The organism is Lutispora sp., assembly GCF_041687175.1.
Classification (GTDB): domain Bacteria; phylum Bacillota; class Clostridia; order Lutisporales; family Lutisporaceae; genus Lutispora.
In genome coordinates, this window is sequence record NZ_JAWLCK010000098.1 from 1 (window position 1) to 10,216 (window position 10,216).

Annotated in this window: 9 protein-coding genes and 2 pseudogenes; all 11 read left to right on the forward strand. The window is 39.2% G+C overall.

The window, feature by feature from the left end; all coding sequences use genetic code 11:
• A partial coding sequence (locus tag ACESM9_RS12075) for a type I 3-dehydroquinate dehydratase (RefSeq protein ID WP_372998898.1) occupies positions 1 to 413 on the forward strand: 413 nt, incomplete at its 5' end.
• 302 nt (positions 414 to 715) lie between these two features.
• A complete protein-coding gene (gene cdaA / locus ACESM9_RS12080) occupies positions 716 to 1,537 on the forward strand; it encodes a diadenylate cyclase CdaA (RefSeq protein ID WP_372998902.1) in 822 nt (273 codons plus the stop codon).
• A complete protein-coding gene (locus ACESM9_RS12085; RefSeq protein ID WP_372998904.1) occupies positions 1,530 to 2,783 on the forward strand; it encodes a YbbR-like domain-containing protein in 1,254 nt (417 codons plus the stop codon). The genes cdaA and ACESM9_RS12085 overlap by 8 nt, the downstream gene beginning before the upstream one ends.
• Positions 2,746 to 4,347: an NAD(P)/FAD-dependent oxidoreductase gene (locus tag ACESM9_RS12090; protein WP_372998907.1), complete on the forward strand. Its 1,602-nt coding sequence runs from the start codon at positions 2,746 to 2,748 to the stop codon at positions 4,345 to 4,347. Before ACESM9_RS12085 ends, ACESM9_RS12090 begins: the two co-directional genes overlap by 38 nt.
• Before the next feature lie 37 nt (positions 4,348 to 4,384).
• Positions 4,385 to 5,761: pseudogene (locus ACESM9_RS12095) on the forward strand (sigma-54 interaction domain-containing protein); the annotation flags it as partial.
• Positions 5,762 to 5,945: 184 nt separating this feature from the next.
• Positions 5,946 to 7,028: a butyrate kinase gene (gene buk / locus ACESM9_RS12100; protein WP_372998910.1), complete on the forward strand. Its 1,083-nt coding sequence runs from the start codon at positions 5,946 to 5,948 to the stop codon at positions 7,026 to 7,028.
• A gap of 5 nt (positions 7,029 to 7,033) precedes the next feature.
• Entirely contained in the window at positions 7,034 to 7,936 is a 903-nt protein-coding gene (ptb, locus tag ACESM9_RS12105; protein WP_372998913.1) for a phosphate butyryltransferase, read from the forward strand.
• A 54-nt stretch (positions 7,937 to 7,990) separates the two neighbouring features.
• Positions 7,991 to 9,067, forward strand: coding sequence for a butyrate kinase (buk, locus tag ACESM9_RS12110; RefSeq protein ID WP_372998916.1), 1,077 nt, complete (start codon positions 7,991 to 7,993; stop codon positions 9,065 to 9,067).
• A gap of 13 nt (positions 9,068 to 9,080) precedes the next feature.
• On the forward strand, positions 9,081 to 9,758 hold the full coding sequence (locus tag ACESM9_RS12115; RefSeq protein ID WP_372998919.1) for an ATP-binding protein: 678 nt from the start codon (positions 9,081 to 9,083) through the stop codon (positions 9,756 to 9,758).
• A gap of 13 nt (positions 9,759 to 9,771) precedes the next feature.
• Complete coding sequence (locus tag ACESM9_RS12120) at positions 9,772 to 9,984, forward strand: 4Fe-4S binding protein (protein WP_372998922.1); 213 nt, start codon at positions 9,772 to 9,774, stop codon at positions 9,982 to 9,984.
• A gap of 19 nt (positions 9,985 to 10,003) precedes the next feature.
• Positions 10,004 to 10,216, forward strand: a pseudogene (locus ACESM9_RS12125) (3-methyl-2-oxobutanoate dehydrogenase subunit beta); the annotation flags it as partial.

Sequence of the window (10,216 nt, forward strand, 5' to 3'; positions counted from 1 at the left end):
TAGATATTGAGCTGGCTTTTGGTAAAGAGAAAATTGAGCAGATAAAATCCTTAGCAGCAAAGAATGGAGTAAAAGTCATATTATCCTACCACAATTTTACAAAGACACCTTCGGAAGAATTTATGATTGAAAAGATAAAAGAACAGCTTAATAATGGTGCGGACATACCTAAAATAGCTGTGATGCCTCAGGAACAAGGTGATGTATTGAGACTTCTCAATGCAACATATAGAGCTAGAAAAGAAATACAAAATCCCTTAATTGCTATATCCATGGGGTCCTTGGGAATCATAACCCGAATGACAGGCTTTATTTTTGGCTCAGACATGACCTTTGCCGCAGGAGTCAATGCATCAGCACCTGGACAAATGCCAATAGAAGAGATGAGGAGATATATCGAGATTATTCTTTAAAGACTATAATGCTGACTTGTCGGAGGGTTCATCAGGTGCAGAGTATGAGAGTCGATTGTTGAAGGAAGCTGATGAGATAACAAACAAGATAAAAAGCCTTGCTAATTAGGCAAATAGTTACAATCATAAATATTATAGATAAAAGGATAAGCTTAATTAAATAGGCTTATCCTTTTATTGTTTCAGTCTCTAAACTAATAGGAAATATTATTCATTTTAAAATAATATATGTAACTTTCTACTGTTTTTGGTGTATAATTAATTTGATATGAAAAATATTGCACAACGGGAGAGGTGAGGTTATGGATGAATTTAGAGAATTACTGCCCTACCTGAAGCTATGGAGCACATATTTAGATATAGCTATAGTAGCTTATATAATATATAAGTTCATGCAGCTTATAAAAGAGACCAGAGCAGAGCAGCTGGTGAAAGGAATAATAATTTTGCTTGTTGTTACTAAATTAAGTGATATTATGCAGCTTCACACCATCTACTGGTTGCTTAAGAATGCCATGACAGTTGGAGCTATAGCTATTCTGATAATATTCCAGCCAGAGCTTAGAAGAGCTTTGGAACATATAGGGAGAGGAAGATTTTTTTCTAAAAATGAGCTTCAGGAAAAAGAATTGGAGACAATGCTTGATGAAATCATAGTAGCAGTAAGCGATCTTTCCAAAAATAAAACAGGGGCAATAATAGCTTTGGAGCAGGATACAGGACTCAATGAATATATTGAGACTGGTGTAAGAATTGATGGAATCATATCTGCCGGGCTCCTTATAAATATATTTGAACCCAATACACCACTCCATGATGGTGCGGTAATAATTAGAAAGAACAGGATAGCTGCTGCCGGTTGCTTTTTGCCGCTTACTGAAAGCCAGAACCTGAGCAAACAACTAGGCACAAGGCACAGGGCAGCCCTTGGACTCACAGAAATATCTGACAGCCTGGTGGTCATAGTCTCCGAAGAGACAGGAGTCATATCATTTGCTAGAGAAGGAAAGCTATCCAGGTATTTGGATACCAAATCTCTAAGAGAAATTCTCAAGAACCACTATATAAAGATTGAATCCAAGAAGCAGCCCGTCTGGACGAAATGGGGTGTGAAAAATGAATAATTTTTTTGATAAAAAGATTACAGCCAGGATATTGTCTGTACTTTTGGCTACAATGCTCTGGCTTTATGTCATAACAGAACAAAATCCTGTGGTATATAAAGACATCACTCTACCTGTAAAGCTGATAGGAGTAGAAACTCTTGCTGCTAAGAACATTACCTTACTGGATAATACTTCATATAATGTTTATTTGAGGCTAAAGGGCAATAAAAATACGCTGGATAGGATAAACAATACATCTTTAAATGCTACAGCAGATATCAGGGATCAAGATGAAAAGGGTGAATTTCAAATACCTATTCAAATAAGCGGAATACCTGCGGGCGTTGATATTACTTCCATGTCATCTAAATCCATAAGAGTTAGATTCGATAATGTGATATCTGTCACCATGCCTGTGGTAATGAATATTACCGGAAATCCTCTGCAGGGAATGGCAGCCATGACTCCTTCAGTTAACCCAGGAGAAGTGACAATAACAGGAGCTGAAAGCCTGGTAAATAAGGTAAAAACTGCTGCAGTGGATTTAGATATAAGCAGCTCTTCTGCAACTGTAAAGAAGAACATCTCAGTGAAAATCCTCAATGAAGAAGGTAAAGAAATTGAAGGCTTAGATGTATCACCCAAGTCGGTGGATGTAGAAATCCCAATAGAATATACAGAAATAGTAGTTATTGAGCCGGATGTAGTGGTCAATCCTGCACCGGGATATATAGTTACTAACATATCCACCAATCCAAGAGAGATTCATGTTGCAGGGAAAAAAGAAATACTGGATAATTTGAATTCCATCAAGACAGAGAGGATAGAATTGCAAGATGCTAAAGCTTTTGTGGACCAGCAAGTTTCATTGGTGCTGCCGGAAGGTGTTGAGTTGGCAAACAAGTCGGAAACAGTGAGGCTTAATATTAATATCGAAAAGATTATCGAAAAGCCAATAGAGATAAACAATATAGCCATAAGAAACTTACCTGATAATCTCACAGCAGAGCATCAGCAAATAGTAATGAGATTGATTGTAAAAGGACCTGAGAGCATAGTAAACGCATGGAATACCAATAATTCCTTTTATGTTGATGTATCAGGTTTGTCAGAAGGAATACATGAAGTTGATATAATGTATAATAAGCCTGAAGAAGTTCAAATACTGCAAATAGAGCCTATTTCAATGTACATTACTTTAAAGGATAAAGGAGTAGATAACTCTAATGTTTCTAGAAGTGAAGGATCTGAAGCTCCACATTGATGAACCAGATACAGAGCTTATAAAGTTAATAAGCAAAAAAATAAAACTACAGCCACAAAATATCAAGGAGTTTAGGATTCTAAGGAAGTCTATAGATGCCAGGAAGAAGGATATCTATTTTGTATATAATGTGTTCGTAGAAATACCTGGTATGAAAAACTACAAAAAGTATATAAACAATAAGGATGTATTGGAGTATAAGGAATTTGAATATGTTCTGGAAGGACATGGCGAAGAGAAGCTTGATAATAGACCGATTATAATAGGTTCCGGCCCAGCCGGACTCTTCGCTGCCTTGACCCTTGCTCAGAGGGGTTATAAACCTATTATCCTTGAAAGAGGCCTAGATGTGGACAGTCGTACCAAAGATGTTGAGGCCTTAATGGATAGAGGAGAGTTTTCTCCAAGGTCCAATATACAATTTGGAGAAGGTGGAGCCGGCTCCTTTTCTGATGGGAAGCTTACCACAAGAATAAAGGATCCCAGGATAAGGCTGGTACTGGACAGTTTTGTCCGATTCGGTGCACCGGAAGAAATATTGTATGAATACAAACCTCATATAGGTACGGATGTATTGAAAAATGTTATTAAAAATATGAGAAAGCATATAGAAAGCTTAGGTGGTGAATTCAGATTTAACCATCTTGTTGATGAAATACTTGTTAAGGAAGATAGAGCTATAGGTGTTCATGTTGAAGATATTGGAGATATATGTTCCAATGCAATAATAGGAGCTATAGGTCATAGCGCCAGGGATACATATAAAATGCTTTTCCATAAGGGATTATCCATGGAATCCAAGCCTTTTGCCATAGGTGTTAGAGTAGAGCATTTGCAGGAGATGATAGACAAGGCCCAATATGGAGAATATGCAGGTCATCCAAAGCTAGGCGCCGCAGACTACATGCTTACTCATAGAAGCCAGGCTACCGGCAGGTCTGTATACTCATTTTGCATGTGCCCCGGAGGCTATGTGGTTCCTGCAGCTTCAGAAGCAGATAGGCTTGTTACTAACGGTATGAGCTACCATGATAGAGCTGGCCAAAATGCCAACAGTGCCATAGTGGTAACCATATATCCTGAGGATTTTGGAGATAATCATCCCTTATCTGGTATAAGCTTTCAGAGATACTGGGAAGAAAAGGCTTACTCTCTAGGAGGCGGAGGCTATAGGGCGCCAGTTCAACTTATAGGTGATTTTCTGGAAGATAGGCCTTCAAATAATTTTGGAGCAGTGAAGCCAACTTATAAGCCAGGGGTAAAACTTGCTCAGCTCAAGGAGTGCTTGCCGGACTATGTGACGAAAGCATTGAAGGATGCCATCATAGGCTTTGAAAAAAAGATTAAAGGCTTTGCCCAACCAGAGGGTATATTGACTGCAATAGAAACCAGAACCTCATCACCCTTAAGGCTTCTTAGGGGAAACACAATGGAGAGTCTGAACCTGAAAAATTTTTATCCTGCTGGTGAGGGTGCCGGCTATGCAGGGGGCATAGTAAGCTCTGCTGTAGATGGCATAAAGGTTGCGGAGGAAATAATTAAGCGCTATAAACCCTTGAATTAAGGAAAGTGGTGATGAAATGCGTGATACAGTGATAACTGTGGAGAACCTCAAAGAAGTCCAGAGTATGTTGGGGGCCGTTTTCAATGCTACTCAGGATGCCATATCTGTAGTTGATAAAAACGGTATAGGTATTATGGTGAATCCTGCTTATACAAAGATAACAGGCCTTTCTGAAAAGGATGTGCTGGGGAAGATTGCAACAGTTGATATAGCCGAAGGTGAAAGTGTCCATATGAAGGTCCTGGCAACCAAGAAGCCTGTAAAGGGAGCTTTGCTTAAAGTTGGACCTAATAGAAAAGAAGTATTGGTGAATGCAGCTCCTATAATAGTAGATGGAGAGCTTATAGGAAGCGTAGGGGTTCTTCATGATATCACCGAGATGAACAGACTGTCCGAAGAATTAAGACAAGCTAAGCAGATAATAAGAAAACTGGAAGCAAAATATACATTCGATGATATAGAAGGTAAGGATCCTGAACTGCTGAATGCCATAGAAAAAGCAAAAAAAGCGGCAGATACTCCTGTAACAGTACTTTTAACAGGTGAGAGCGGAACAGGAAAAGAAATATTTGCTCATGCAATACACAACGCCAGCGAGAGGAAGTACCGACAATTTGTAAGGGTTAACTGCGCTGCCATTCCCCAACCTCTATTGGAATCTGAGTTGTTTGGTTATGAAGAGGGGGCTTTTACAGGAGCAAAAAAAGGTGGAAAAAAAGGGCTATTTGAGGAAGCTAATGGAGGAACTATTTTTCTTGATGAAATAGGCGAGATAAATGTTGAAACCCAGGCCAAGCTACTTAGAGTTCTTCAGGAAAAGGAAATAATGAAAGTGGGAGGCATAAAACCTATAAGTGTTGATGTAAGAGTTATAGCTGCATCAAACATAGATATGGAACAGGCAATAGCGGAAGGCAAATTCAGAAAAGATCTATATTATAGGATTAGCATGTTTCCCATAAAAATACCGCCCCTGAAAGACAGGAAGGGGGATATAGCCCACCTGGCCCGATTCTTTATAAAAAAGTATAATCAGGAATATGGCAGAAATATTGAAGAAATAGATGAAGATGCAGTGCATAAGCTCATGGAATATAACTGGCCTGGTAATGTGAGAGAACTGGAGAATATGATTGGTAGAGCCATAATAAACATGAAAATGACTGAGAAGGTTATTCAAAAAAGGCATTTACCAAAATTCGAACTAGAAGATTCCAATACCAGTATTGTCTCGGAAATTCACTTTTCTCAAGAAAAAGCCATGACACTGGAGCAATTTACAGAGAAGATTGAGAAAAAATATATAAGCCATGTACTGAAGCTTTGCCAAAATAACAAAACTCAAACAGCAAAGGTACTAAATGTTTCTTTGAGAAACCTTTACTATAAACTGGAGAAATATAATATAAAATAGTGTGCAAAATATTGCATATTACATGATATTGCAGTATTTTGCATGCAATAAATTGCAAATAAGTAGATTGTGAAAAAAACAACCCTGTATTGAAGGGTTTTTTTCTTTCTGCTTGCTGTTGGCATGTATATTGCATATAAAATAATTATTGAATATTAAAAATATTTAATAAGGAGGTTCAACCTTGAGCAGGGAATACATACTGGTCATCAATCCCGGTTCTACATCAACAAAAGTTGCACTATTCAAAGAAGGCAAATCAATTATGAATAAAAGTCTTACCCATCCAAAGGAAGAAGTGGAAAAATTCGAAAAAGTTACAGATCAATATGATTACAGAAAAGCAATGATATTGAAATGGTTGGAAGAAGAAGGAATAGAACTCAGTAGTCTTGCTGCAGTTGCTGGAAGAGGAGGACTTTTAAGATCCATACCTGGCGGCACATATAAGGTAACTGATGCTATGATAGAAGACCTTAAGGTTGGAATCCAAGGGGAACATGCTTCTAACCTTGGAGGTATAATAGCCAAGAGTATAGGTGATTCTCAGGGTATACCTTCCTTTATCGTTGATCCTGTTGCTGTAGACGAATTCGAAGATGTGGCAAGAATATCAGGTATGCCAGAACTGCCCAGAAAATCATTGGTTCATGCACTTAATATCAAGGCTGTTGCCAGAAAAGCTGCTAAAGACATGGGTAAAGCCCTTGAAGATATAAATTTAGTTATGGCTCATTTAGGAGGGGGTATATCCATTGCTCCGATGAAAAAAGGCAGGATAATCGATGTAAACAATGCCAGTCACGGAGGTCCTTTCTCACCGGACAGGACAGGTACTCTGCCTGCAGGAGATATTATAAAAATGTGCTATTCGGGAAAATATACTTATGCTGAAATGAAAAAGAAGATATCTGGCAAAGGTGGATTGATTGCTTATCTGGGTACTAATGATGCCAGAGAAGTAGAAAAAATGATTGCCAATGGGGATAAGAAAGCCCTTCTTATATATGATGCCATGACATACCAGATATCCAAAGAAATAGGAGCTATGGCAGCAGTGCTCGGAGGCGATGTTCAAGCCATAGTCTTGACAGGCGGTTTGGCTTATTCCAAGCTTTTATGTGAAAGAATAGAAAAAAGAGTTAAATTTATAGCACCCTTTGTGGTGTACCCTGGAGAGGATGAAATGTTGGCTTTAGCTGAAGGTGCAGCAAGAGTTCTCTCAGGTGAAGAAAGAGCTAAAATATATGAAGAAGAGGTGAAGTAATTCTTATGATTAAAGCCTTTGATGAAATAGTTAAATATGCGAAGGAGAAGGGTCCAAAGACTCTTGCCGTTGCAGTAGCTCAGGATGCTGAAGTTTTAAATGCTGTAAATAATGCTAAGGATTTGGGAATAGCTGAGGCCATACTGGTAGGGGACAAGGAAGAGATTGTAAAGGCTGCAGCAAGCTGTGGAGTGGATATTGCTAAATTCTCAATTATTGATGAAAAGGACAAGGCGCAAGCCTGCAAAAAGGCTGTAAGTCTCATATCCGAAGGAAAAGCAGATATCGTAATGAAAGGATTAGTGGATACAGCAATTATTTTAAAGGCTGTATTGGCAGAAGAGGCAGGTTTGAGAACAGGCAATGTGCTCTCCCATGTGGCTGTATTTGAAGTAAATGGCTATGACAGACTTTTCATAGTTACCGATGCAGCTATGAATATAGCACCAAATCTGGAACAGAAAAAACAGATCATTGAAAATGCTGTTAAAGTAGCCAATGCCATGGGGAATATGGAGCCCAAAGTAGCTGTGCTGGCTGCTGTTGAGAAAGTCAATCCAAAGATGCAGGCTACTTTAGATGCAGATGCTTTGGTAGAGATGAATAAAAAAGGAGAACTAAAAGGATGCTTGCTGGGAGGCCCTTTTGCATTGGATAATGCAGTATCTTTAGAGGCTGCCAAGCATAAAGGAATAGTTCACCCTGTTGCAGGCAATGCAGACATTCTTATGGTACCTCAGATAGAAGCAGGCAATATGCTTTATAAATCAATGGTTTTCTTTGCTAAAGCTCAGAATGCAGGCATTGTTGTGGGAGCTAAAGTTCCAATAGTGCTTACATCAAGAGCAGATAGCGATATAGCAAAACTTAACTCCATAGCCATTGGAGTTTTGATGGCAGATATCTAATTATGAAGAGACGTGAATCCATGTGCTTTATATAAGAGAAAGGGGGAAGATAAAATGCAGGAAGTATTCAGATTGTTGGTTATCAATCCGGGATCAACATCTACAAAAATAGCCGTATTTGATAATGAAAAACCAGTGTTTGAAGAAACAATAAGACATTCAAATGAAGAACTGGCACCCTATGCAACTATTATTGACCAGTTCGAATTCAGAAAGAATATGATTTTAGATACCCTTAATGCTAAAGGTATTAACATAACGAAGCTGAGCGCAGTAATAGGAAGAGGTGGTCTTTTAAAACCCATCGAAAGCGGTACTTACACTGTAAATGAAGCAATGCTGGAGGACTTAAGATCAGGTTCCAGAGGACAGCACGCATCCAGTTTGGGTGGAGTAATAGCCCATGAAATCGCATCACAGCTTCATATCCCAGCCTATATAGTAGATCCGGTTGTGGTAGATGAATTGGATGATGTGGCAAGAATTTCTGGCATGCCCGAAATAGAAAGGATAAGCATACTCCATGCTCTCAATCAAAAAGCCGTTGCCAGAAGAGCGGCAAAGGATATGGGCAAAGCCTACGAGGACATCAACCTGATAGTAGCTCACTTGGGCGGTGGAGTTTCTGTAGGGGCTCACAAAAAGGGCAGGGTAGTTGAAGTAAGCAATGCCCTGGACGGAGATGGACCTATGTCACCTGAAAGAGCTGGCGTACTGCCGGTAGGAAGTCTTATTGATTTATGCTATTCAGGGAAATATACCTATGATGAGATGAAAAAGAAAATAGTAGGCAAGGGTGGTTTGGTAGCGCATCTTGGAACCAATGACGGCAGAGAGGTTGTAAAAAGGATAGAGGCTGGAGACAAACATGCTGAGATGGTATATTATGCTATGGCTTATCAGATAGCAAAAGAAATAGGTGCATGTGCTGCAGTTTTGGAAGGAAATGTGGAAGCCATATGCCTTACAGGAGGATTGGCACATGATAAGCTTTTCACTGGTTGGATAAAGGAAAGGGTTGAATTCATCTCTCAGGTACTCATCTATCCTGGAGAAGATGAGATGATTGCTTTGGCAGAAGGTGGTCTTAGAATTCTGAGAAAAGAGGAAGAGCCCAAGGAATACAAATAATAAGGATGATTTTATGAAAGACGATAAAAGAATTAGAATTATAACTGGGCATTATGGCAGCGGCAAAACTGAGTTTGCTGTTAACTATACATTTAAGCTTGCCAATGAAGGTTATAAGGCAGCAATTGTAGATTTGGACATAGTAAACCCATATTTTAGATCCAGACAATTAGAGCCTGTATTTGAGGAGATGGGCATAAGAGTCATTTCATCATCAGTGAAAGGGTTGTCAGGAGATCTACCTGCATTATCCCCTGAAATTCATACTGTGCTCGAAGACAAGAGCTTTGAGACAGTAATAGATGTGGGCGGTGACAAAGCTGGAGCAACAGCTTTAGGCCGTTATCATGACAAATTGGATGAGGACGAATATGATATGTTTTTTGTACTGAATGCCAATAGACCATTCACTGCTGATAAGGATAGTGCCATAAGATACTTAAGATCCATAGAACAAGGCTCAAGACAGAAGGTCACTGCATTGGTAAACAATACTCACCTCTGCGGAGACACAAGGATTGAGGACATAATAAGAGGTCAGGAGCTCTGCCTGCAAGTTTCAGAAGAGCTAGGTCTACCACTTAAATATACAGTAGTCCATAAAAAACTAATCAACCAATTACCCGACAATATCTCTGGTGAGATATTTCCAATAGATATTTTTATGAAAAAGCCCTGGGAAATGGAATGAAGGAGGTTAGAAAATGGCAGGAAAGGTTACATTTGACGAAAACAGGTGCAAGGGCTGTGAACTTTGCACAACAGTATGTCCTACAAAAATAGTTGTCATGGATAAGGACAGAATCAATATCAAGGGTTATCATCCAGCAACAGTAAAAGAGATGGATAAGTGCATAGCTTGTGGCTCATGTGCAAGGATTTGTCCTGATGTTGTTATCAAAGTTGAAAAACTGTAATTTGTGAGGAGGGATATTAATGGCGAAAGAACTATGGAAGGGAAACGAAGCTATAGCTGAAGCTGCTATAAAAGCCGGCTGTAGATATTTCTTCGGCTATCCCATTACGCCGCAAAATGAAATTCCTGAGTACATGTCCTTAAGACTTCCACAGGTAGGAGGCTGCTTCTTGCAGGCTGAATCCGAAGTAGCTGCTATAAATATGGTTTATGGAGCAGCAGGAGCAGGTGCA

What these genes read in the sequence shown, in the direction of transcription:
- cdaA (WP_372998902.1), top strand. Translation starts at nt 716, where the DNA reads ATGGATGAATTTAGAGAATTACTGCCCTACCTGAAGCTATGGAGCACA.
- ACESM9_RS12085 (WP_372998904.1), top strand. Translation starts at nt 1,530, where the DNA reads ATGAATAATTTTTTTGATAAAAAGATTACAGCCAGGATATTGTCTGTA.
- ACESM9_RS12090 (WP_372998907.1), top strand. Translation starts at nt 2,746, where the DNA reads ATGTTTCTAGAAGTGAAGGATCTGAAGCTCCACATTGATGAACCAGAT.
- ptb (WP_372998913.1), top strand. Translation starts at nt 7,034, where the DNA reads ATGATTAAAGCCTTTGATGAAATAGTTAAATATGCGAAGGAGAAGGGT.
- buk (WP_372998916.1), top strand. Translation starts at nt 7,991, where the DNA reads ATGCAGGAAGTATTCAGATTGTTGGTTATCAATCCGGGATCAACATCT.
- ACESM9_RS12115 (WP_372998919.1), top strand. Translation starts at nt 9,081, where the DNA reads ATGAAAGACGATAAAAGAATTAGAATTATAACTGGGCATTATGGCAGC.
- ACESM9_RS12120 (WP_372998922.1), top strand. Translation starts at nt 9,772, where the DNA reads ATGGCAGGAAAGGTTACATTTGACGAAAACAGGTGCAAGGGCTGTGAA.